This window comes from Erwinia sp. (assembly GCF_049696395.1).
Classification (GTDB): Bacteria; Pseudomonadota; Gammaproteobacteria; order Enterobacterales; family Enterobacteriaceae; genus Erwinia.
In genome coordinates this window covers 1-22,194 of the sequence record NZ_JBAVTT010000117.1, presented here as the reverse complement: position 1 = coordinate 22,194, position 22,194 = coordinate 1, and the positions used below count along the sequence as shown (strand labels likewise).

Genomic DNA, 22,194 nt, shown 5'->3' with positions numbered 1-22,194 from the left:
TGCCACAGAAGCCGGTCTCAGAAACCTACGCTACGCAGGTAGTGCAGGCTGGCGGTGACATCTTTCAAGCTGCCAGCCACATCACGGGGATCGCGCTCCTGCTCGATGGTGATCCAGCCTTGCCAGTTCAGCTCAGCGAGCAGCGCTCTTACCGCCGGATAATCAACATCTCCGCTACCAAGTGGGCACATCACCCCAGCCGCGCAGGCGCTGAAGAAATCCTGTTGCTGGCTGATGGCCGTTTCAAAAACCGCTTTGTTCACATCTTTAAAATGCAGATAGTCGATGCGGTCAGCGTATTTTCTTAACCAGGCCACAGGATCCAGCCCCGCGTAATAGAGGTGACCGGTATCCAGACAAAGTCCCGCTTCCGCTTCAGGAATGTCACGGGCGATACGATCGATTTCGTCACCGAATTCGATAAAACCGCCGGCGTGAGGATGGATAACCGGACGCACGCCATAATCCTGCCAGGCAATGCGGCTCAGTTCGCGAATATTGGACACCATTCTTTGCCAGTCCGCTTCCGACAGGCGTTTGGCACGATCGGATTGACCGGCACAGCGGGCACGTTCTGCGTCGCCAAAGTCGATGATCACCAGATAAGGCGGCGGGACATCACTGTCAGCACTGCTGACCGGGACTTTTTGCAAAGTGGCACAAATGGCATGGGTCAGCTCAACCATCTTGCTGAAGTTCGCTTCAGACATCAGGTCATCAAACAGCGTTCCGGCTACCAACGACAGTTGATGGCTTTCCAGTGCCTGCTTCAGGGCAACAGGATCCGTAGGCAGGTAGCCCCACGGCCCCAGCTCAATGCTGCGGTAGCCTGCTTCTCGGGCTTCAGTCAGGACTTTGTTCCAGGGGGGCAGGAACGGGTTTTTAGGGTCATCAACGCCCCAGCTGCAGGGTGCATTGGCAATGGGATAGCGTGGTTTCATCAGTCTGTCCTGTGAGGTAAAGGGTCTTAATGAAACGAGCCTATTTTATAAGGAACTAATATTCCATTTAAAGATTATATGAAATATTAGTTCTTTGAGATGGGTCATATTTTGATCGCCGCGGCGGCGATTCAGGATGGAAAATGAGCGTTTCCGGCACCGTGCGACGCTTAAAAGATCTGAATCAGTCAGGCTCTGCCGCAGAAATGGCTACCTGAGATGCGAGCGACGCAACTTCAACTGATCCTGATGATCATAGGTTTTTTGCTGGCCTTCAGGCGCAGTCAGGCGATAAACCGCCTCATGCAACATGTCATTTAACGGCTGAGCATGGGTCGTTAATTGGTAACGTGACGAGCCAGCCAGTTCAATATCGTCATAACCGATGATGCCTAAATGCACCTGTGGGGCCGTACTCTCCAGCGCATCCATCACCCCGATGGCAAGAATGTCGTTCTCACAGAATATCGCCTCAGTCCATTCGGTTTCCGGCGTGGATTTCAGGTAATGCTCGAAGGCATTGAAACCGCTGGCACGGTTGTAATGGTTGGCTTTCAACAGGGTGATTTCAGCTTCGGCTATGCCAAGTTCTCCAAGGCGATCGCGATATCCTTCGAAACGCAGCAGCTGGGTTGATTCGGTATCAGGGCCTTTCATATAGCTGAAACGCTGGTAACCCTGCTGATGGAGTAAATTGGCCGTTTGATAGCCTGCCTGATAGCCGTCAGTGTTGATAATCTGAATATAGGGATTGTCATCGTTACGGCAGAGTTGCACCAGGGGAATACGGTGAATATCCCGGGCGAGGGCGATCAACTCATCGCTTAACAGCGTGCCGAGAAACAGTAAGCCATCCACCTGCAACTGATCGGCCAGAGTCAGCACGGCCTCTTCGCTTTTTTGCGCACTGATATTGATCAGCAGAGCCATATAGCCGCGCAACTGTAACTGTTGTGTCACCTGGTCCAGCAAAGTGAGCAGATTAGGATTCAGCATTTCATCCACCACCACCCCAATCAGATGTGAGCTTCTCTTGGATAAACTGCGCGCCAGCAGGTTAGGGCGGTACCCCAGTTCTTTTGCTGCCTGCTGTACCCGTTCCAGGGCTAGCGGTGAAATCGAAGCGCCATCAGTAAACGCGCGGGAAACCGTCCATTTCGAGACGCCAGCGAGTTTAGCCACATCGCTGGCAGTGACCTTACGGGCAGGAGGGTGTTGGGGATTTTTTTCGCTCATGAGAACCGCTCACTTTTCATCAGATGCTCAGTGTAATGCACAATACGATCCGCTTCATGCAACCGGGTGCAAAAAAAGTTATTCCTGTGATCTGCCCAGAGAAATTGGTTGACTGCCGTTTGACATAGTTCGCGATCTCTCTGAAAGTTCATCCGTTATCTCAGCGTAGAACAAAATTTGCACCCGGTTGCACGCCTTGTTTTGCACCCGGTTGCAAAGCGGAAGCTGAGACCCCCTTACCCTGTATAAACCCGATAGAAGAGGTCGTTATGTTGAATGGAGAGAAAAAAATCGCCCGTCCACTGCGCTGGGCAATGGTTGGTGGGGGCAGATTAAGCCAGGTCGGGTATAAACACCGCTGCGGTGCACTGCGAGATAACACCGCGTATCAGCTGGTGGCGGGGGCGTTTGATATTGATGCCCAGCGCGGTCGTGACTTTGGGGTCAATATTGGCGTGGAAGCCAGCCGGTGTTACGACAGCTACCCGGAAATGTTTGCAGAAGAGGCTAAGCGCGCGGATGGCATTGAAGTGGTTACCATCGCCACGCCCAACGGCACGCACTATGACATCACCAAAGCGGCATTGAATGCCGGGCTGCATGTGATTTGTGAAAAACCCCTGTTCTTTACCACTGCAGAAGTCAAAGACGTTAAACAGCTGGCTGAAGAGAAAGGGCTGATCGTTGGCGTAACCTATGGGTATTCAGGCCATCAGATGCTGCTGCAAATGCGCAAAATGATCGCCAACGGGGATATTGGCGACGTGCGTATGGTGGAAATGCAATATACCCACGGTTTCAGCGCCAATGACAGCGCGGATAAATTTTCCGATGCGCAGAAATGGCGAGTCGATCCGAAAATCGCCGGGCCGAGTTTTGTGCTGGGCGATCTCTCTACCCACACTTTTTACATTTCTCAGTTGGTGCTGCCTGACTTAAAACTGCATTCACTGCTGTGCGATCGCCAGAGTTTTATCCCGTCACGCGCTCCGCTGGAAGATAACGCCATGGTGCTGATGCATTATCACGGTGGTGCGGTTGGCCGCTTATGGACATCGGCCATTAATGCGGGCTCGATGAACAGCCAGTTTATTCGCGTGGTAGGGTCAAAAGGAAGCCTGCAATGGGGCGATTACCAGCCAAACGAGCTGGTTTATGAGGTGCAGGGCCAGCCAAATCAGGTGATGCATCACGGTATGCCTTACCTGGATGAATCCGCTCTGGCAGACGATCGTCTGGGTGCACTGCACACCGAAGGGTTGATTGAGTCATGGTCGAATATCTACCTGAAGTTCGCGGTAGCTATTGATGCAAAGCAGCGGGGAGATGAGTCGACGCTTGCCGATTTGGTTTACCCGGACATTGATGCGGGCCTGGACGGTGTGCGTTGGGTAGAGAACTGCGTACGTTCTGCTGACAGTGGCGCGGTTTGGGTGAATTTTGAATAAAATGGTGATCAACCAAAAGCGGCGACTAGCCCGTTAACGTTCAGATTTCAGGGCGGATTTCTCCGCCCTGAGTGTATCAACCAGGGTAAATTCCCCGGTCTTTACGGGCCATCAGAATACGTTCGCAGGCCACGATGTAGGCTGCGGTGCGCAGACTACAGGATTTCTCACTGGCTTTATCCCAAACGTGGATCATCGCTTCGGTCATGATCTTGTCCATGCGATCGTTAATCTCACTTTCGCTCCAGAAGAAGCTCGCCATATCCTGTACCCATTCGAAGTAACTGACCGTTACGCCGCCGGCATTACAGATAACGTCTGGCACCACGGTAACCCCGCGTGAAGTCAGCATGTCATCCGCATCAGGATAAGTCGGGCCGTTTGCCCCCTCGAGCACCAGCTTGCAGCTGAGGATTTCAGCACGTTCCCGGGTAATCTGGCCTTCCAGCGCGGCAGGGATCAGAATATCCATCTGCGTGGTCCAGAACGCTTCGCTGGCAATCTCTTCCGCTCCGGGGAATCCAGCAATGTTTTTATTGCTGTTCTGCCACTCGCTAAGCGCAGTCAGATCGATGCCATCGGCATTGAACAGGGTGGCAGAGTGATCCTGAATAACCACCACACGTGCACCGGCTGCCACAAACAGGCGTGCCGCCTCGCTGCCGACATTACCGAAGCCCTGAACGGCAATTTTCGCCCCTTCAATTTCAATACCGGAACGACGAGCGACTTCACGGCCAGTGATATACACACCACGACCGGTGGCTTTTTCACGGCCTAACGATCCGCCAAGGTGGATTGGCTTACCGGTCACTACGCCGGTAATGGTGGTGCCGTGGTTCATGGAGTAGGTGTCCATCATCCAGGCCATCACTTTAGAGTTGGTGCCAACATCCGGCGCAGGAATATCCTTCTGCGGCCCAATGATCAGCCCGATTTCGCTGGTATAGCGGCGGGTCAGACGTTCCAGCTCACCTTCAGACAGTTTAAAAGGATCGACACGAATGCCGCCTTTGGCCCCGCCGTAAGGCAGATTAACCGCAGCACATTTAATGGTCATCCAGGCTGACAGCGCCATCACTTCGTTCAAATCGACGTTGGGGTGATAACGCACACCGCCTTTGCCCGGCCCACGAGAAAGGTTGTGCTGCACGCGGAAACCTTCGAAATGACGGATGCTGCCATCATCCATCTGCAGCGGAATATCGACGATCAGTGCGCGCTTAGGATGGCGGAGGGTATCGATCCAGCGGGTGAGGTCACCAAGGTAAGGCGCGACGCGGTCGATTTGCTGCAAGTAGGTAGACCAGGCCGTTGTGCTGCCTTCTGAAACGTAAGATAGCTTATCCATAACAAACCTTTCATTAATTAGTTAAATGTACTGCGAAATCAGCGGGTGATTAGGTGATACGACTTCTTCGCGGAAGAATCTACCACTAAAGTGACGTTTCCAATTCGTTAATTTAATGTGAAATTTGTTGGCAGGGCGGGATTCGGCAGGGTTATGACGAATAAATAGTTATCACTCCAGGCAGGCTGTCAGGAAAGCTGACAATTATTCCCATACTTATGCAGTAAAAATGCATATGGGTGGCATTGACTTTATTTATCAGAAGTTTGAATGCGATCAAATTTCGCCTTCAGCCGCGAGGAGGGGAACGAGAACTTGCGGGCGAAAGGGCAGGACCAGAGGAGAGTCAAGCCGATGACACATTATTTGTTACATTATAACAGCGTTTTTTTTGCGGCTGCGCTAAACTCGGCCCTCTTTACATTGTCTGACAATTTGATTAAGCATTACTGTGGCAGTTTTCAGAACACTTGCGCTCTGTTCCTGGCATGACATTCACCGGCATTTACGAAGAACCAGATGAAAAAACTGCATTTTTTGACCCAAACCAGGGTCTGTTATTTGATTGCTTTATACACCGGGATCCTGCTCAACCTGCCGATCTTTTTCCGTCGTTTTCACCAGCTACAACATGATGCGATCCTTTCAGTCGGTATAGAAATTGTGGCTGCATTTATGCTGGTCCTGTTTACCACGTTACTGTTATCGATGACCGGAAGATGGCTGTTCAGAATACTGACCACGTTACTGGTGGTGTTCTCGGTGGCCGCCAGCTATTACATGATCTTCTTCAATGTCGATATTGGCTACGGGATTATCGCCTCGGTGATGGCTACAGACAGCCTGGACTTATCGAAAGAGTCGGTAGGCTGGCACTTTATGATTTGGGTGGGTGTGGTCAGCGTTCTGCCTGTGCTGATGTTGTGGCTGGCCCCAATGCCTGAAGCGTCTGTCCGCCGTAAAAATGGCCTGGCTTATCTGCGCCGTGCTGGGGTGATGCTGGTCGCCGCTGTTTGCTGCTGGGTTCCGCTGAAAGTGATGGGCAACCATCAGGATCGGTTGGATAAACAGAATAACCGCATGATGGCCAGCTATGGCGGTGTGGTAGCCGGAACGTATTCTCCCTCCAACTGGCTTTCAGGGATGGGATTACTGGCTTACAGCAGCTGGAGCCAGGCTGAAGACAGCCGGAATCTGTTCGATCCTGCGGCGCACTTCACCTATACACCCCCGAAAGATGTGAATGACCTTTATGTGGTGTTTGTGATTGGCGAAAGCGCCCGTCGTGATCATATGGGCCTTTATGGTTATGAACGCGATAACACGCCGAACCTCGATAAAGAACCTAATCTGGCCGCGTTGCAGGGATACTCTTGTGACACCTCAACCAAACTCTCTTTGCGCTGTATGTTTGTCAGGGAAGGCGGCGCGTCTGAGGCGCCTCAGCGTACCTTAAAAGAGATGAACGTTTTCTCGGTGCTGAAAAAACAGGGCTTCTCTTCTGAGCTGTTCTCAATGCAGAGCGAGGCGTGGTTCTATAACAAAGTGATGGCTGACGATTATGCCCTGCGCGAAACCATCCAGTCTGAGAAGCGCAACGTAGGCAAGCCGATTGATGATATGGCGCTGGTAAACGAGTTGAAAGACTCCATTGACCGCCATCCGCAAGGGAAACATTTGGTTATCCTGCACACCAAAGGTTCTCATTACCTTTACACCGAACGCTACCCACGTTCGTTTGCGCGTTACAAACCGGAGTGTCAGGGCATTGATGACCAATGTTCTACGGAAGAGATGGTGAACTCCTACGATAACAGCCTGCTCTACACTGACCACGTTCTGGAACAAGTGTTTAACCAGCTGCGGGACAAAAACGCGATCGTGTTTTATGCCTCCGATCACGGCGAGTCTATCTCGAAAAATATGCACTTCCACGGTACGCCACGTGACGTAGCGCCAATGGCTCAGCGCACCGTGCCGATTATGGTCTGGGCTTCAGACAAGTTCCTGCAACACCCTGACAACGCCACGGCGTTCCAGCAGTTGAAGAAACTGGCGAAGGATAAAACCCCGGTGTTCCACGAGAAGCTGTTCGACAGCATCCTCGGTTGCATGGGCTATACCTCACCAGACGGCGGCATCAACGAATTACGCAACTGGTGTCACGTTAACCCTTGATCTTCAGGGAGGTCTTCCGGGCCTCCCTCACTTCATCTCCCTCTGGCAGATCCTGAGCGCTATACTGACTCTTTACCGTACTGTAACGCCGGAAGGTCTGCGCCATTTCTGCTGCGCTGACTGCATGAAGAGTGAGCAAACGACTGAGCTGGAAGCGATCCTTTAGCCGATAGCTTTGCCTGAACCGGCACAAGCGGGTATTCTACTGCCCATATTTACTGTGACAGTATCAATTGAGGTCGACATGATTATTAAACCACGCATCCGTGGCTTTATCTGTGTTACTGCCCATCCGGCGGGTTGCAAAGCTAACGTTGAGAAACAAATCGAATACGTGACCAGCCACGGCAAAATTGCCAATGGCCCGAAGAAGGTGCTGGTGATTGGCGCTTCAACAGGTTACGGCCTTGCTGCACGTATCTCTGCTGCATTCGGTTGTGAAGCCGATACGCTGGGCGTGTTCTTTGAGCGCGCCGGTGAAGAAACCAAACCGGCTACCGCGGGCTGGTACAACTCAGCGGCTTTTGAAGAGCTGGCTGAAGCCAAAGGCCTGTATGCAAAAAGCATCAATGGCGATGCTTACTCTGACGCTGTGAAGCAGAAGACTATTGAGCTGATCAAGCAAGATCTGGGTCAGGTAGACCTGGTGGTTTACAGCCTGGCTTCTCCACGCCGTACTCACCCAAAAACCGGTGAAGTGTTTAACTCCACGCTGAAGCCAGTGGGGAAATCGCTGACGACTCGCGGCCTGAACACCGATAAAGAAACCATCACCGACATCACGCTGGAACCGGCTACTCAGGAAGAGATTGACGGCACCGTAGCGGTAATGGGTGGCGAAGACTGGCAGATGTGGATTGAAGATCTGAAAGCAGCAGGTGTTCTGGCTGACGGCGCGAAGACGACCGCCTTCACCTACCTGGGCGAGCAGATTACCCATGACATCTACTGGAATGGATCAATCGGCGAAGCTAAGAAGGATCTGGACAAACGCGTTCTGACTATCCGTGAGAGCCTGGCTGAAAAAGGCGGCGACGCACGCGTTTCCGTGCTGAAAGCCGTGGTGACTCAGGCAAGTTCGGCGATCCCAGTGATGCCTCTTTATCTGTCACTGCTGTTTAAAGTGATGAAAGAGAAGGGAACACATGAAGGGTGCATCGAGCAGGTCTACGGCCTGTTTAAAGACAGCCTGTACGGCGCATCGCCAATTCTGGATGACGTGGGCCGTCTGCGTGCGGACTATAAAGAGCTGCTGCCTGAAGTCCAGGACGAAGTGGTGAAACTGTGGCCAACCGTGACCAACGAAAACCTGAATGAAATCTCTGATTTCGTCGGCTATAAAACTGAGTTTATGCACCTGTTCGGTTTTGGCCTGCAGGGCGTGGATTACGAAGCAGACGTAAACCCAGATGTTAAAATCAAAAATCTGGTGCAGATGTAAGTTCTGATTTGCCCGGATAACAAGCCTGTCTTCGGACAGGCTTTTTTTTGCTCATAAAAAAGCGCTTAGCTAATCAGGCCGGTTAGTTATTCAGCATACCGGCTTCAAGCAGAGTGACCATCGCCTGCAGATTGGCAGAGCGGCTTCCTTTCCGCCACACCAACCAGATATTCAGGTGCCCCCGCTCTTCCGCTACTGGCCAGGCCATAACGCTGGATCTGCCCGGCATATTTTCCAGCATACTTTTGGGGATCATCGCCAGCCCGGCACCGGCGCTGACACAAGCCACGATGCCATGATAGGACTCCATTTCAAAAATTTTACCCGGCGCGGCATTATCCAGCGCGAACCAATTTTCAAACAGCCGGCGGTAAGAGCAGTTGGCGCGAAAAGCATAGATTGTTGAACCATTGATATCGTCAGCGCAGTTTACTGGAGGATGGTTCAGCGAGGAGATCAGCACCATTTCTTCGGCGAAGGCAGGCACGCCTTCCAGCTGGGGATGTTTGGGTGGGCCATCAATAAAGACCGCGCTGAAACGGCCAGACAGCAGGCCATCTGTCATATCACCGGAAGGCCCGGTAGAGAGGTCAAGTTCCACCTCTGGCCACGCCTGATGATAGCGGGCGATCAAGGGAGGAAGGCGAACAGCAGCCGTGCTTTCAATCGCCCCAAGGGTGAAAACCCCTGCGGGATGCTGGCTGGAGACCCGTTCACGGGCCTCTTCAGTCAGAGCAAGGATGCGGATAGCGTAATCCAGCAAGGTTCTTCCCGCGTCAGTGATATGCAGGCGCAATTTCTCGCGACTGAACAGCAAGACGCCCAATTCCTCTTCCAACTGGCGCAAGCGTGTGGAGATATTCGATGGCACGCGATGCAGGCGCTCGGCAGCCGCGGTAACGCTACCTTCTTCCGCTATGGCGCGGAACACCTCCAACTGAGTCAGGTCCATAACATTCTCATTATGAGTAAGATATTTTCATTATTATTCATTTTTAAAGAAAGCATCGCAAGCCTATGATGAAGGCATCAAGATAATCCCTTTGTTTCGGGCACGCTGCCCACGGATCAGGAGAAGTTTATGAACGCTACAACAGGTGCACTTTCACGTAATCCCTTTACTGGCGAAGTGTCTCGTAACACGCCTTTTGCTTCCTCTGCAGAGGTCGATACGGCGCTGCAACAAACCTGGTCAGCTTACCAGGACTGGCGTGTCAGCAAGGTGGCCGAACGCAGCGAGCTGCTGCTGTCTGTCGCTGGTGGTCTGCGTCAACATGCACGCGAGCTGGCGGAGATGATGACGGATGAAATGGGCAAACCCGTTACACAAGGGCTGGCCGAAGTCGAAAAAAGCGCGCGACTGTGCGAATGGTATGCCGCACAGGGACCGGAGTTCCTCAAGCCAGAACCGACTCTGGTAGAGAACGATAAGGCCTTTGTACAATATCTGCCGCTTGGCCCGATTCTGGCGGTAATGCCGTGGAACTTCCCGGTCTGGCAGGTTCTTCGCGGTGCAGTGCCCATCATGCTGGCCGGTAACAGCTATTTGCTGAAGCCAGCGCCGAATGTGATGGGCTGTGCGCTCCTTTTGCAATCGATTCTGACTGCCGCAGGCGTTCCTGAAGGGCTGTTTAACGTCGTGAATGCGGATAATGATGCGGTAGCAAAAATCATCAACGATCGCCGCATTGCCGCGGTGACGCTGACGGGAAGCGTCCGTGCTGGTGCCGCAATTGCCGGTCTTGCTGGTGCCGCCATCAAGAAAAGCGTGCTGGAACTGGGCGGTGCAGATGCCTTCATCGTGCTGGCTGATGCGGATATTGATGCGGCAGTAAAGGGCGCCATTTCGGGCCGTTTTGCTAACAGCGGGCAGATTTGTATTGCCGCAAAACGCATCATCATTGAATCTGCGGTGTTTGAAGAGTTCCGCGACAAGTTTGTCGCGGCGGTAAAAGAGATGAAAGTGGGCGATCCTCGTGATGAATCCACCTATATCGGCCCGATGGCGCGCTTCGACCTGCGTGACGAACTGGACTCTCAGGTGCAGGCGACGCTGAAAGAAGGGGCAGAGTGTCTGCTCGGCGGCCACGTTATTCCAGGCGATGCCAATTTCTATGCGCCTACCGTATTAAGCAACGTGAAGCCGGGCATGACCAGCTTTAAACAGGAGCTGTTTGGCCCGGTAGCTTCGCTGATTGTGGCAAAAGATGCCGCAGAGGCCATTGCGATGGCCAACGACTCGGAGTTTGGCCTGGGCGGCAGCCTCTGGAGCCAGGACCTGGCGAAAGCCCGCGAACTGGCTGGTCAGATTGAAACCGGTGGCGTGTTTATCAACTCCCCTAGCTTCTCCGATCCTCGTGTGCCAATTGGTGGTGTTAAGCACAGCGGCTATGGTCGTGAGCTTTCTCACTTCGGCATCCGCGAGTTCACCAATGCGCAGACAGTCTGGCAGGAAAGTTAAGGGCTTTGGTTGAATACCCCTTTTAGCGCCAGCTTTGTTAAGGGGCTAAAAGGAGGAATCAGACGAATTATTCCAGCCGGTGGAGAAAATCCCCCGGCTTTTTTTCGGCTAAAGATTCACTTAATGTCACATTTATCCACACAAAGTCATTAAATTAACTAACCTTTTACTGACAGGTACAACGGTATTGTCCGTTTCTATCTCGTCGTGCGTATTTCGTAAAAGGAGTCTGTGAATGTCATCCCAAGCCACATCCCGTAGTTCCTGCCTGGCTGTTGCGCTCTATTCGTTGTTGAACCCTGTGCCTCTGGGCTTCTTTGTTGCCGCCTGGCTGTTCGATATTATTTATATTTACAGTACCGAAATCGTCTGGACCAGAGCTGCCAGCTGGCTGATCGCCTTTGGGCTGGTCATCGCCATTATTCCCCGTCTGATCAACCTTGTGCAGGTTTGGGTTGGGCAATCGTATCCTCAGGGATCGGCGATAAAAATACACTTCTGGGCCTGGCTGCTGGCGATTGTGCTGGCTATTTTTAATGCCTTTGTCCACAGCCGTGATGCCTTTGCCGTCGTGCCAACCGGCGCAATCCTTTCCACGCTGGTGGTGCTGTTACTGCTGTTCGCCAATGTTCAGCTGGCTTTGCGCACCCGCACTCAGGAGGTTTTATGATCCAGAAATCACCGATCCTCTCGTTGCTGGCCCTCTCGGTTTCTCTGGTGGTTTCCGGTTGTGATGATGGCGCGAAAATCGATCCTTCCCGGCAGACTGGGGAAAACCCTGAGCTTCCGGCCGCAAAAAACTTCCTGATCCCCCCGATGCAGGTTCCCACTGGCGCAGCCTGGAAAGAGGGTGAAAAACCCAAGGTGGCGGAAGGGTTGAACATTGAAAAAATTGCCGACGGGCTGGAGCATCCCCGCCAACTTTATACTCTGCCAAACGGCGATATTCTGGTCGTTGAAGGCAGCGGGCCAAAAGCGCCCACCACGCAGCCCAAACAGCTGATCACCGGCATCATTAAAAATGCGTCTGGCAAAGGTGGCGCGGGTGGGAACCGAATCACGCTGTTAAGAAACAGCAACGGCGACGGCAAAACCTGGGAAAAACACGTCTTTCTTGAGGGCCTGTCTTCGCCCTTTGGTGTACAGCTTATTGGCGACAGTCTGTATGTGGCCAATGCCGACGCCATCAGAAAGTATCCGTATAAAAGCGGAGAGACGAAAATCACCGATGCAGGAACGGAGTTGACTGAGCTGCCAGGCGGGCCGATAAACCATCACTGGACTAAAGCGCTGCTGGCCAGTCCGGACGGCAGTAAACTCTACGCGGGCATCGGTTCTAACAGCAATATTACTGAGAACGGGATCGGGGCTGAATATCGCCGGGCAGATATCCTGGAAGTGGATGTTGCTTCCGGCGCCAGCCGCATCTACGCCAGCGGATTGCGTAACCCTACCGGGCTGCAATGGGAGCCACAATCCGGCAAGTTGTGGGCGATTGTCAACGAACGTGACGAGATTGGTGCCGATCTGGTACCAGACTATATGACTTCGGTGCAGGAGGGCGGGTTCTACGGCTGGCCTTACAGCTATTACGGTCAGCATGTCGATCAACGTGTCAGCCCTCAGCGTCCGGATCTGGTCGCGAAGGCTATCAAGCCGGATTATGCCCTTAGTTCGCATGTTGCCCCACTGGGGTTGTGGTTCTACGAGGGAAATAATCTGGCAGACTATCGTGGCGGGGCCTTTATCAGCGAGCACGGCAGCTGGAATCGCAAACCGCTGAATGGCTATCAGGTGGTTTGGGTTGCCTTTAAAGACGGCAAACCTGTTGGTCAACCGAAGCCAGTGGTCACCGGTTTTCTGACCGATGATCAGAAAGAGGTGCGCGGTCTGCCTGTCGGGCTAACCATGGATCGGCAGGGAGGATTACTGATTGCTGATGATGCTGGCAACGTGGTGTGGCGCGTCACTGCAGCAGTTAACCCCTGAAGGTCTGGCGACCCGTGGCAGGCGTTTGACGATTTAGCTTGTGATCAAGATATATCATAGATATATTTTATCCCAAGCCAGTCGGCGCAATAGTCACGGGTTCGCCACCCCACTTGGGAGAATGATCTTGTCAGATATCGCTGAAAAAAATCGCCGCGTTCCGCGCCGCGTAAGAAATGAACTGCGTTTTCGCCCGGTAGAAGTCATCTCTAAGACTTTTATTGCCGGGAACTTCTACCGCATTGAGTTCGCTGGTGAAGCGCTTGAAGGCTTCACCTCGTCAGGTTTTGATGATCACATCAAAGTGTTCTTTCCCGATGTTAAAACCGGCGAGTTTCATCTGCCGGAAATCACCGAAGACGGTGTGGTATGGAAAGACGGCATCAGACCGGTTGCGCGTGATTACACGCCGCTGTTCTTTGATGGCCAGACACTGACCCTGGACTTCTATCTTCACCAGTCTGGCGTAGCCAGCGACTGGGCGACCAAAGCGCAACCGGGTGACAAACTGGCAATCGGCGGTCCTCGCGGGTCGCTTGTCGTGCCAGAGGATTATGATTTCCAGCTCTACGTCTGCGATGAAACCGGGTTACCCGCCTTCAAGCGCCGTCTGGCAACGATGAGCGGCAGCCAGATTAAGCTGTTTGCCTGGGTGGATGAAGCCACCGGCAGGGAGTATCTGAAAGAGATGAGCGGTGTCGAGGTGTGTTGGCTGGGAAGCGGCACCCTGAATACTGACACCGTTCCGGCAGTCATCAGCCAGCTGGATAAGATCGACCTGCCTGAAGAAGATTACTTTATCTGGCTGACGGGTGAGGGCGCTGCTGTAAAACAGCTGAGCGACTATTTTACCGGGACGCGTCAAAAGGAAGCCGATTTTGTCAGGGCAGTAGCGTACTGGCATAAGAAATAAGGTGATGAAAATTTCTCCACACGCACATCAGGACCCGGTACAGCGCGAAGCCTGTGCCAAGGTTCGCAGAAAGCGGCGCGAAAAAATGCTGGATGCCAGCGATATTCGCCTGCTGATCCTGCACTTTATCTCGCAGGGAGCCGCGCACGGTTATGAGCTGATTAAATCCATTGAGGAGCTGTCAAAGGGGGAGTATTCGCCAAGTCCCGGCATTATCTACCCTAATCTGACGTTGCTGGAAGAGATGGACTGTATTCGGGTTCAGGATCCGCAGGCCACGCGGAAAGCTTACCGTCTGGCAGAAGAGGGCGAGCGCCAGCTCGGTGAGGCAAAGGAGAGCCTGCAAGCCATCCTCGACCGATTGACCTCGATGGCGGTATTGGTGAATAACCGCAGCATCCCGGAAATTGAGCGCGCTATTCATAATATGAAAATGGCGCTCAACGCCCGTCTGTCGCAGCCTGAACTTGCTCAACCCACACTCTATGCCATTATCGATGCGCTGGACGACGCGGCAAAAAAAATTGAGCGCAGCTGAGATCGGCCTCTGACGACATTCAGTGCTATAGCTTAGCGCCTGTTATTCCGCAGGCTGCTTATATTGCTCGTCAGAGACTTTTTCCATCCAGTCGACCACTTTGCCATCCTGAGCTTCAGCAATCGCAATATGTGTCATTGCGCTGTTGGCACTGGCTCCGTGCCAGTGTTTAACCTCAGGACGGATCCAGACAATATCGCCTTTCTTCATCAGCTGAGCCGGTTTATCCCACTCCTGCACCCAGCCCTGGCCTTCCGTCACAATCAGCGTTTGTCCCAGCGGATGGGTGTGCCACGCGGTACGTGCCCCAGCGGGGAAGGAAACCGTTGCGCCACTTACGCGTGCGGGTTCCGTGGTTTTAAACGGCGAATCAATTTTCACTTCACCGGTAAAGTACTCTTCCGGGCCATTGGCGGTAGGTGTTGCACCGTGTTTAAAGATATCGATCATCGTAAAACCTCATCGCAGACAGCGTTATTTTGTCTGACAAGGATAGGTCAACCTTCACGGAAAACTAGCGTTCAACCCTGGAAGAAATTATGCCCTAAAGTCATAAATGGAAAATAACCTGCTCTTCCTCCAATAAATGAGTTTCATTTCTTTAGTTTTTTTAGTTAAATTTGTGTTGTCGGATTGTAAGGGTTCGTAAGGATAAGATTTATCCATTTGTACACTTTGAGAGATAAAAATGATTAACAAATTGACGAGTATCGTTATAGCGATTGTGGGTCTCGCTATGCTTTACATGGGTGGTCAGTTGCTGATGATCGGTGGCTCACCATTTTATGCCGTTATGGCAATCGGACTGCTGATTACTGCAGTTGCGCTGTTTAAGAATAAAAAAATTGCGCTATCCATCTACGCGATCCTGATGTGGATTGTGCTGGCCTGGATGATTTATGAAGTCGGCTTCGATAAATGGCAGTGGATCCCTCGCGGCGATCTGATTGGCCTGATCGGTGTCTGGCTGGCCTTACCTTGGGTGGTTCGTCCGCTGTCTAAAGCGCAGAACCCAGCAAACCCTGCCAAATTCCATCCTTTCCTCGGTACCACCGTCATCATCATGATCGCCATTGTGATTGGCTTGATGTTTTACGATCCGTACCCGAAAGAAGGGAATATCACCAATGAGCGTGCTCCTGCTGAGACCGACGCAGCCGGTAATGACTGGGCTGCATACGGTGGCACCAACAACGGCGCGCGCTTCTCTAATCTGAAGCAGATCACCGCTGATAACGTCAGCAACCTGGAAGTGGCCTGGACCTACCACACTGGCGACCTGCGTAATGATAAAGATGCCACTGAATACACTTTCGAAGCCACGCCGCTGAAAGTAAACAACACTGTCTACTTCTGTACGCCGCACAACGAAGTGCACGCGCTGAACCCGGAAACCGGTGCAGTGAAGTGGAAGTATGAGCCGACCAAAGATCGCTCTTATCTGCAACAGCACCAGACTTGTCGTGGCGTTAGCTACTATGAAGCGCCAGAAGCTGCTGCCGGTAATGCCGTGCAGCCAGCCGCTGTAGCGAACTCTCCGGCTGTTTGCCGTAAGCGTATCTTCAACGCCGCTAACGATGCCAAACTGCTGGCGCTGGATGCAGATACCGGCAAGCTTTGTGCTGACTTCGGCACTAACGGTGTGGTTGATCTGCGTGCGAACATGGGCGAAATCCGTCCGCATGCGTTGATGCAAACTGCCGCGCCACTGGTTGCCGGAAATCTGGTGATTGTTGGCGGTTCGGTGATGGATAATGGCTTTAATGCCGGTAACCCATCAGGCGTTATCCGTGCTTATGACGTGATCACCGGTCGTCTGGTCTGGAACTTCGACCCGGCCAATCCGGAAAATACGCAGCCAATCGCGGCGGGCCAGACCTATCCGCAGGATACCCCAGTTGCCTGGGCCACGCTGAGTGCTGATGTGAAGAATGGCCTGGTGTATGTGCCGTTTGGTAACGCTTCACCCGATGAGCTGGGTATCGAGCGTAATCCTGACAGCAACACCGAGAAATTCCGTGACACGCTGGTGGCGTTGGATCTGAAAACCGGCCAGTTCAAATGGCGTTTCCAGTCTTCCAAACATGACCTGTGGGACCGTGATAATCCGTCTCAGCCTTCGCTGCTGGACATCGATTATCAGGGTAAAAAACAGCCAGTGGTGATCCTGCCAACCAAAACCGGTAACCTGTTCGTGCTGAACCGCCTTACTGGTCAGGCTGTGTACCCAATCAATCAGGTCGATGTGTCGACTAAAGGGATCCCGGGTGAGAAGTACTCGCCGACTCAGCCAGTCTCCTCGCTGAACTTTATCCCGGACCCACTCAGTGAGAAATCTATGTGGGGCCTGACGCCGTTCGATCAGATGGCCTGCCGCATCGACTTCAAATCCCTGCGTTATGATGGCAACCCATGGACGCCAGCAACGGAAGGGGGCTCAATTGTCTTCCCTGGTAACATTGGGGTGTTCAACTGGGGGTCTGTCACCGTTGATCCACAGCGTCAGATCCTGATCGCTTCTCCAGTTCGTCTGGCTTACAAATACAACCTGATCAAACGTACGCCAGAAACGGCTACCCAGCGTCTGTTCAGTAAAGACGGTACGCCTTACTGGAATGAGAACTTTGACGGTGACTACGCGATCCATATCCAGCAGCTCTCTTCCAGCCTGGGTATTCCGTGTATTGCTCCACCTTGGGGCCGTATGGTCGGTGTTGATCTGAAAACCGGTAAAACCGAGTGGTTACGCCGCGTGGGCACCACCAAAAACCTGAAAACCACCTTCCTGCCGGGCCGTTTCCCAATTGGCTTCCCGATGGGCATGGTGGCGCACGGCGGTCCTCTGACCACCGCAGGTGACGTGGTGTTCCATGGCGCAACGGCAGATAACTTCTTCCGCGCGTATGACACCAGCACCGGTAAGCTGCTGTGGGAGACCGAGTTGCCAGCCGGTGGCCAGGCCACGCCATCCACTTACATGGGTGCCGATAACAAGCAGTACGTTGTTATCGCCGCGGGTGGACACGGTTCTCTGGGCACTACACCGGGCGATGCTGTTGTAGCGTATCGTCTGAAGTAATAGACTGAGGGCGGAACGCCAGTTCCGCCCTTATTTTTTCGCCTCTCTTCATCCGTTTTCCTGGTTAATAACCCGCGACTCACCCAAAATCCATATCTTAAAAATGAGATATTCATCACACTTTTATTGAATTAAATTCAAATCTCCCTACACTTATGCGCTTTCGGACGTCTTATTTCATCCAGGAGCTGCACGCTATGTCTGAATTGTTAGCCGTTTCGCGCAAGGTAGCCTGGTCCAGGGTTCTGACTCTGGCAGTCGCCGCTTTCGTGTTCAACACCACTGAATATATCCCTGTTGGTTTGCTCTCTGACATCGGCAGCAGTTTTGGGCTGGAGTCTTCGCAGGCCGGCATCATGATGACCGTGTATGCCTGGATTGTGGCGCTGATGTCGCTGCCACTGATGCTGGCGACCAGCCAGATAAACCGTCGCACGCTGTTGATCGTGCTGTTTACGCTGTTCGCGAGCAGCCATCTGCTGTCATTTTTCGCGTGGAATTTTAATGTGCTGCTGATCAGTCGCGCTGGTGTGGCCCTGGCGCATGCCTTGTTCTGGTCGATCACCGCTTCACTGGCTGTTCGGCTGGCACCTGCCGGTAAACGAGCTCAGGCCCTGAGCCTGCTGGCTATGGCCACCGCTTTAGCCTCTGTGCTGGGCCTGCCTTTGGGCCGTGTGATTGGACAGTTTGCCGGCTGGCGTTATACCTTCCTGATCATCGGCGCAGCGGCGTTGCTTCTGCTGTGGATGATTATCCGCGTGATGCCGTCGGTGAAATCTGAGCAGGGTGGCACGGTGAGAAATTTACCTACGCTGCTGCGTCGTCCGGCCTTGATGAGTTTATACGCGGTGACCGTGGCGATCGTGACGGCCCATTTCACCGCCTTCACCTACATCGAGCCTTTTGTGGTGAAGGTAGCCGGATTTACCGAAGGCTATGCCACGTTATTGCTGTTCCTGATTGGCATTGCAGGCATTGCAGGCAGCATCCTGTTCAGCCGCATGGGCGATCATCGTCCTGCCCAAATGCTGACAGTGTCGATTGGGGTAATCTCGGTTTGTCTGCTGATCTTAATGCCGATTTCAGCCAGTCAGAACGGCACCATCGCGGTGTCTATGTTGTGGGGAATGGCCTTTATGATTGTTGGCATGAGCCTGCAAATGAAGGTCTTAACGCTGGCCCCGGATGCCACCGATGTGGCGATGGCGCTGTACTCCGGCATCGTCAATATTGGCATCGGCGCGGGTGCGTTGCTGGGCAATAAAGTGAGTATGGATCTTAGCCTGTCTTCAGTCGGCTATATGGCTGCCATCCCAGCCATTGCGGCTTTGATTGGTGTGGTAGCGATGTTCCGTAAATGGCCATCAAGAACCACTGAGCCCGGTCAGCAGATGGGCGCAAAGTCTGAAGCTTGAGCAGTGCCGATAACTCGCCTGCGTTGAGGTAATAAAAAAACCACCCGTATATGGGTGGTTTTTTCGTTATGGCGCCAGGCCAGAGAGCCTCAGTCCTTAAGAAGATTGCCGCGCGTGGGCCAACTACACGTTAACCACCTTAAGCAAATGGTCAGCCAGTCGCAGGCTTAATGCCGCGCCAGTCAGCGTAGGGTTCATGCAGGAAGCTGATGGCATCACGCTGGTTCCGGCGATAAACAGGTTAGGGTGATCGTGGGTCTGGCAATTGCTGTCCACCACCGAGGTTTTGGCATCGTTGCCCATGATGGTGGTGCCCATAATGTGCTGGCGATCCTGATAGCCGGTATCGATTTTCGACACGTCTGCATTCAGCAGGCGGGCGAAATTGTCGAAATCCTTCAGTCCTTCCGCTTTGCCTGCATGCCAGTAATCAGTCACGCTGTAGTAAATCTCCGGCAGCGGCAAACCAATGGCATCCTTTTTGGTCTTGCTGGGCACGATCCGGTTCTCCGGCAGCGGCAGCGTTTCGAAATCGATAGCGAAGTTTAGCGAACGCGCTGATAACGTCTTCAGTTGCTCGTCCAGCTTCGATCCCAGCACGCCTTTTTTAATCAGCCCGGCCGCATAATCCGCAGTGGGAACCGTGTTACGGACTTTGATTTTATAGCTGGGGAAATCCTTCCTGAACGCGCCATCCCGGTTGTTCAGGTAAACCAGCAGCTCGGTCGGTCCCTGACCCGGCCAGACGTCTTCCTTCATCATCACATTCATGCTGATGCCGGTATGCCCCATCAAATTACGGCCAACCTGATCGGAACCATTAGCGATGCCGTTCGGATAGCGCTCTGACGTAGACATCAGCAGCAGTTTAGGGGATTCGATGCCGTATGCGGCCAGCACAAAGTAATTGGCCGTCAGATGATGTTCAGTGCCATCCGGCTTTTTGTACCAGATACCGGTGATTGTTCCGGCATCATCCGCCTCAATGCGATACACCACTGAATTATCCAGCAGCTTCGCGCCATGCCGTTCAGCCTCGTCAATATGCATTGAACCGTCATACTTGGCGCCAATCGGGCAAACCGGATTGCAGTTGTTATTCCCGGCACAGACCGGACGTTTGCCGTAAGGCCGGGTAGCGCGGCCGTTTGGCTCCATCACCGGGTTATAACCGCCGTTACCTAACAGCTCTGACAGGCGTTTAAACAAATAGCTCGGCTCCAGGCCGGTCATCGGAAAAGGCGTGGAGCGGGGCGGCCAGGCTTGCCCACCGTGACCGCTCTCATCCTGCCCATCCATGCCGGACACGCCAAGTTCACCTTCAGCTTTGCCGTACCAGCCTTCCAGTTCGTCATAACCAAACGGCCAGTCCCGGCCCCGGCCATACAGGCTCTGTAATTTGAAGTCATTGGGGATCATTCGCCACAGCGCGGAACCAAAGTGCCAGGTGGTGCCGCCGACCACTCGCAGATATTTGGTCGGGTATTTCACCGGGCCGGTTTGTTGCAGATACTCACCGTAAGTGGAAGGGACATGCGGCAGATCTGGATAGGGCGAACCCACGCCCTGAAGCTTCATATTGGTCAGCGACATTTTGAACGGCGAATTGCGGAAGCGCTCGACAATATCCTGACGTTTAATGCGTGGGCCAGCTTCCACGATGATCACCGATTTACCGGCTTTTGCCAGCTGTGTGGCCACCAGACCGCCCATCACGCCGGATCCAATAATGATCACATCGGCATCGACTTTGTTCATGCTGTTGCTCCTTTCTCTGTCTGCGGCTCAACGGGCTTGCTTCCCCAGGAATCCGGGCCGCCGCCATAACTTGGCACCACAAGAATGCCCCTGGTTGGCAGGTACATCATCGCGTCGGAATAGGCGATCAGCTCGCTGTCTGCGCCTTCTCCCACCACACCCGTATACCAACTGCCAATAATTAACGCGGCTGTCTGACGCAGCGCATCGTCCTGACCCACGGCCAGTAAAAAGTCATCGACATGGGAGAAGGTGTGGGTTTGAAGGTACGCCGCCAGCGAGGCAAGTTGTGCCGGGAACGTTTTATAGTGACGTTGTAACGCCTGATAATAGCGCTGGCTCAGAATTGGACTGGTTGGGCGGCTAACAAGAAAGGCCGACACGCCAGCAAACCCGCTGTCGATGCTTTGCTGCGCTTCAGCCATTTGCGCTGGAAACAGCGAGGCGCACGCAGCGCTTGCTGACAGCACAGCCATACCTTGCAGTAAGCGACGACGGCTCATTCCCTCAGGCTTATGACTGGTTGCGGACATGCTTCCTCCGGTTTCTGATCAACACTGCCATCACCACAATCAGCAGCAGGATCACCGCCGCACTGCCCATAACCGAAGGCCTGGTCAGCCTGACCAGTAAGGGCGTATCGCCGCCTTCACGTAAAGTTTTCACCCGCGCTTCCGTCACCGTGGTCTGCGGATTACCGTAGTTTTTCAGCACGTAATTGCTGACATCGGCAATCTGCTTATCGCTCAGGCGGGTAGTGAAGTCCGCATCCGGCCCAAAGGCAGGCATTGAGATCGCCTCGCCATTCACCGTGCGATGAACCCCGTAAAGGATCGCGGAAACCAGGTTATCTGGATTTTCAGCGCCGGTTGCGGTGTTGTGGAACAGCGAAGGATACCGCTCGTTGCCCTGACCATCAGGCTGATGGCAGTTAGCGCAGCTGCCGCTGAAGACCTGCCAGCCCGCATCCGTCTGGCCTGCTTGCCCACGGACCTGCTGCTCGGTTTCAGAAGGTGCGCCGTAGCTGTCTCTGGGCATGACAGCGCCATTGCTGACCGCCGGGATTTGGCGCAGATAAGCCACCATCGCCTGAATGTCACTGTCTGACAGAAACTGCAGGCTGTGTTCAACCGCTTCAGCCATTGGCCCAGCCGCCTGCGCTTTCCCTGCTACATGGCCCGTTTTCAGATACTGAGCCAGCTCGGTAGCCGACCAGTTGCCGATCCCCGATTGTGGATCCGGCGTGATGTTCGGCGCGTACCAACTGCCCAGACTGCCGCCCGATAAGGCCCGATCGTTCTGCTGGCCCATCAGCGTATTGCGTGGGGTGTGGCAGGTATCGCAGTGCGCCAGCGCGTTGACCAGGTAGTCTCCGCGATTCACTTCAGGCGAGGCAGAAGGCGCTGGCGTCCATGGCCTGGAGTCAGCGAACAGCTTGTTCCATAC

General features: G+C 53.5%; 18 protein-coding genes. 10 read left to right on the top strand and 8 right to left on the bottom strand.

Features of this window, described 5'->3' with window-relative positions; genetic code table 11:
• Positions 1 to 17: 17 nt before the first annotated feature.
• Positions 18 to 941, bottom strand: coding sequence for a TIM barrel protein (locus tag WCC56_RS15055; protein ID WP_424693161.1), 924 nt, complete (start codon positions 939 to 941; stop codon positions 18 to 20).
• Between the two features lie 210 nt (positions 942 to 1,151).
• A complete protein-coding gene (locus WCC56_RS15050) occupies positions 1,152 to 2,177 on the bottom strand; it encodes a LacI family DNA-binding transcriptional regulator (protein ID WP_424693160.1) in 1,026 nt (341 codons plus the stop codon).
• Between the two features lie 269 nt (positions 2,178 to 2,446).
• On the opposite strand from WCC56_RS15050, the gene WCC56_RS15045 reads away from it, so the two are divergent.
• On the top strand, positions 2,447 to 3,625 hold the full coding sequence (locus tag WCC56_RS15045; protein ID WP_424693159.1) for a Gfo/Idh/MocA family protein: 1,179 nt from the start codon (positions 2,447 to 2,449) through the stop codon (positions 3,623 to 3,625).
• 76 nt (positions 3,626 to 3,701) lie between these two features.
• Here WCC56_RS15045 and WCC56_RS15040 read toward each other — a convergent pair whose 3' ends face one another.
• Complete coding sequence (locus WCC56_RS15040) at positions 3,702 to 4,976, bottom strand: Glu/Leu/Phe/Val family dehydrogenase (RefSeq protein WP_424693158.1); 1,275 nt, start codon at positions 4,974 to 4,976, stop codon at positions 3,702 to 3,704.
• A 519-nt stretch (positions 4,977 to 5,495) separates the two neighbouring features.
• Here WCC56_RS15040 and eptB point away from each other — a divergent pair.
• Together eptB and fabV are read left to right on the top strand one after the other, a co-directional pair.
• Entirely contained in the window at positions 5,496 to 7,154 is a 1,659-nt protein-coding gene (gene eptB / locus WCC56_RS15035; RefSeq protein ID WP_424693157.1) for a kdo(2)-lipid A phosphoethanolamine 7''-transferase, read from the top strand.
• A 244-nt stretch (positions 7,155 to 7,398) separates the two neighbouring features.
• Entirely contained in the window at positions 7,399 to 8,595 is a 1,197-nt protein-coding gene (gene fabV, locus WCC56_RS15030) for an enoyl-ACP reductase FabV (protein WP_424693156.1), read from the top strand.
• 82 nt (positions 8,596 to 8,677) lie between these two features.
• On the opposite strand, the gene ptrR is transcribed toward fabV, so the two are convergent.
• Complete coding sequence (ptrR, locus tag WCC56_RS15025; RefSeq protein WP_424693155.1) at positions 8,678 to 9,547, bottom strand: putrescine utilization regulator PtrR; 870 nt, start codon at positions 9,545 to 9,547, stop codon at positions 8,678 to 8,680.
• A 129-nt stretch (positions 9,548 to 9,676) separates the two neighbouring features.
• Between ptrR and WCC56_RS15020 the strand changes: the two genes are divergently transcribed.
• The 5 genes from WCC56_RS15020 to WCC56_RS15000 all read left to right on the top strand — a co-directional run bounded on the left by WCC56_RS15020 (position 9,677) and on the right by WCC56_RS15000 (position 14,496).
• Positions 9,677 to 11,056 (top strand): NAD-dependent succinate-semialdehyde dehydrogenase, encoded by a 1,380-nt coding sequence (locus WCC56_RS15020; protein ID WP_424693154.1) that lies wholly within the window; start codon positions 9,677 to 9,679, stop codon positions 11,054 to 11,056.
• 235 nt (positions 11,057 to 11,291) lie between these two features.
• The gene (locus WCC56_RS15015) at positions 11,292 to 11,726 is read left to right on the top strand and encodes a DUF2231 domain-containing protein (protein WP_424693153.1); all 435 of its coding nucleotides are present in this window, start codon (positions 11,292 to 11,294) and stop codon (positions 11,724 to 11,726) included.
• On the top strand, positions 11,723 to 13,045 hold the full coding sequence (locus tag WCC56_RS15010) for a PQQ-dependent sugar dehydrogenase (protein WP_424693152.1): 1,323 nt from the start codon (positions 11,723 to 11,725) through the stop codon (positions 13,043 to 13,045). The genes WCC56_RS15015 and WCC56_RS15010 overlap by 4 nt, the downstream gene beginning before the upstream one ends.
• 121 nt (positions 13,046 to 13,166) lie before the next feature.
• Positions 13,167 to 13,958, top strand: a complete 792-nt coding sequence (locus WCC56_RS15005; RefSeq protein ID WP_424693151.1) for a siderophore-interacting protein — start codon at positions 13,167 to 13,169, stop codon at positions 13,956 to 13,958.
• Positions 13,959 to 13,962: 4 nt separating this feature from the next.
• Positions 13,963 to 14,496 (top strand): PadR family transcriptional regulator, encoded by a 534-nt coding sequence (locus tag WCC56_RS15000; protein ID WP_424693150.1) that lies wholly within the window; start codon positions 13,963 to 13,965, stop codon positions 14,494 to 14,496.
• A 42-nt stretch (positions 14,497 to 14,538) separates the two neighbouring features.
• Here WCC56_RS15000 and WCC56_RS14995 read toward each other — a convergent pair whose 3' ends face one another.
• Positions 14,539 to 14,946: a (R)-mandelonitrile lyase gene (locus tag WCC56_RS14995; protein WP_424693149.1), complete on the bottom strand. Its 408-nt coding sequence runs from the start codon at positions 14,944 to 14,946 to the stop codon at positions 14,539 to 14,541.
• A 238-nt stretch (positions 14,947 to 15,184) separates the two neighbouring features.
• On the opposite strand from WCC56_RS14995, the gene WCC56_RS14990 reads away from it, so the two are divergent.
• Positions 15,185 to 17,575, top strand: a complete 2,391-nt coding sequence (locus WCC56_RS14990; protein ID WP_424693148.1) for a membrane-bound PQQ-dependent dehydrogenase, glucose/quinate/shikimate family — start codon at positions 15,185 to 15,187, stop codon at positions 17,573 to 17,575.
• 197 nt (positions 17,576 to 17,772) lie between these two features.
• Positions 17,773 to 18,990, top strand: a complete 1,218-nt coding sequence (locus WCC56_RS14985) for a sugar transporter (protein ID WP_424693147.1) — start codon at positions 17,773 to 17,775, stop codon at positions 18,988 to 18,990.
• Between the two features lie 123 nt (positions 18,991 to 19,113).
• On the opposite strand, the gene WCC56_RS14980 is transcribed toward WCC56_RS14985, so the two are convergent.
• The 3 genes from WCC56_RS14980 to WCC56_RS14970 all read right to left on the bottom strand — a co-directional run.
• Complete coding sequence (locus WCC56_RS14980) at positions 19,114 to 20,748, bottom strand: GMC family oxidoreductase (protein ID WP_424693146.1); 1,635 nt, start codon at positions 20,746 to 20,748, stop codon at positions 19,114 to 19,116.
• Complete coding sequence (locus WCC56_RS14975; protein WP_424693145.1) at positions 20,745 to 21,281, bottom strand: sugar dehydrogenase complex small subunit; 537 nt, start codon at positions 21,279 to 21,281, stop codon at positions 20,745 to 20,747. Before WCC56_RS14975 ends, WCC56_RS14980 begins: the two co-directional genes overlap by 4 nt.
• Positions 21,262 to 22,194: c-type cytochrome (locus tag WCC56_RS14970; RefSeq protein WP_424693144.1), on the bottom strand; the 933-nt coding region annotated here is incomplete at its 5' end. The genes WCC56_RS14970 and WCC56_RS14975, both read right to left, overlap by 20 nt.

Bases quoted from the DNA above. Each gene is read 5' to 3' on its own strand.
- WCC56_RS14975 (WP_424693145.1), bottom strand. From the start codon at position 21,281: ATGTCCGCAACCAGTCATAAGCCTGAGGGAATGAGCCGTCGTCGCTTA.
- WCC56_RS14985 (WP_424693147.1), top strand. From the start codon at position 17,773: ATGTCTGAATTGTTAGCCGTTTCGCGCAAGGTAGCCTGGTCCAGGGTT.
- WCC56_RS15050 (WP_424693160.1), bottom strand. From the start codon at position 2,177: ATGAGCGAAAAAAATCCCCAACACCCTCCTGCCCGTAAGGTCACTGCC.
- fabV (WP_424693156.1), top strand. From the start codon at position 7,399: ATGATTATTAAACCACGCATCCGTGGCTTTATCTGTGTTACTGCCCAT.
- WCC56_RS15005 (WP_424693151.1), top strand. From the start codon at position 13,167: ATGATCTTGTCAGATATCGCTGAAAAAAATCGCCGCGTTCCGCGCCGC.
- WCC56_RS15000 (WP_424693150.1), top strand. From the start codon at position 13,963: ATGAAAATTTCTCCACACGCACATCAGGACCCGGTACAGCGCGAAGCC.
- WCC56_RS15020 (WP_424693154.1), top strand. From the start codon at position 9,677: ATGAACGCTACAACAGGTGCACTTTCACGTAATCCCTTTACTGGCGAA.
- WCC56_RS14990 (WP_424693148.1), top strand. From the start codon at position 15,185: ATGATTAACAAATTGACGAGTATCGTTATAGCGATTGTGGGTCTCGCT.
- WCC56_RS15045 (WP_424693159.1), top strand. From the start codon at position 2,447: ATGTTGAATGGAGAGAAAAAAATCGCCCGTCCACTGCGCTGGGCAATG.
- ptrR (WP_424693155.1), bottom strand. From the start codon at position 9,547: ATGGACCTGACTCAGTTGGAGGTGTTCCGCGCCATAGCGGAAGAAGGT.
- WCC56_RS15040 (WP_424693158.1), bottom strand. From the start codon at position 4,976: ATGGATAAGCTATCTTACGTTTCAGAAGGCAGCACAACGGCCTGGTCT.
- WCC56_RS14995 (WP_424693149.1), bottom strand. From the start codon at position 14,946: ATGATCGATATCTTTAAACACGGTGCAACACCTACCGCCAATGGCCCG.
- WCC56_RS15010 (WP_424693152.1), top strand. From the start codon at position 11,723: ATGATCCAGAAATCACCGATCCTCTCGTTGCTGGCCCTCTCGGTTTCT.
- WCC56_RS14980 (WP_424693146.1), bottom strand. From the start codon at position 20,748: ATGAACAAAGTCGATGCCGATGTGATCATTATTGGATCCGGCGTGATG.
- WCC56_RS15015 (WP_424693153.1), top strand. From the start codon at position 11,292: ATGTCATCCCAAGCCACATCCCGTAGTTCCTGCCTGGCTGTTGCGCTC.
- eptB (WP_424693157.1), top strand. From the start codon at position 5,496: ATGAAAAAACTGCATTTTTTGACCCAAACCAGGGTCTGTTATTTGATT.
- WCC56_RS15055 (WP_424693161.1), bottom strand. From the start codon at position 941: ATGAAACCACGCTATCCCATTGCCAATGCACCCTGCAGCTGGGGCGTT.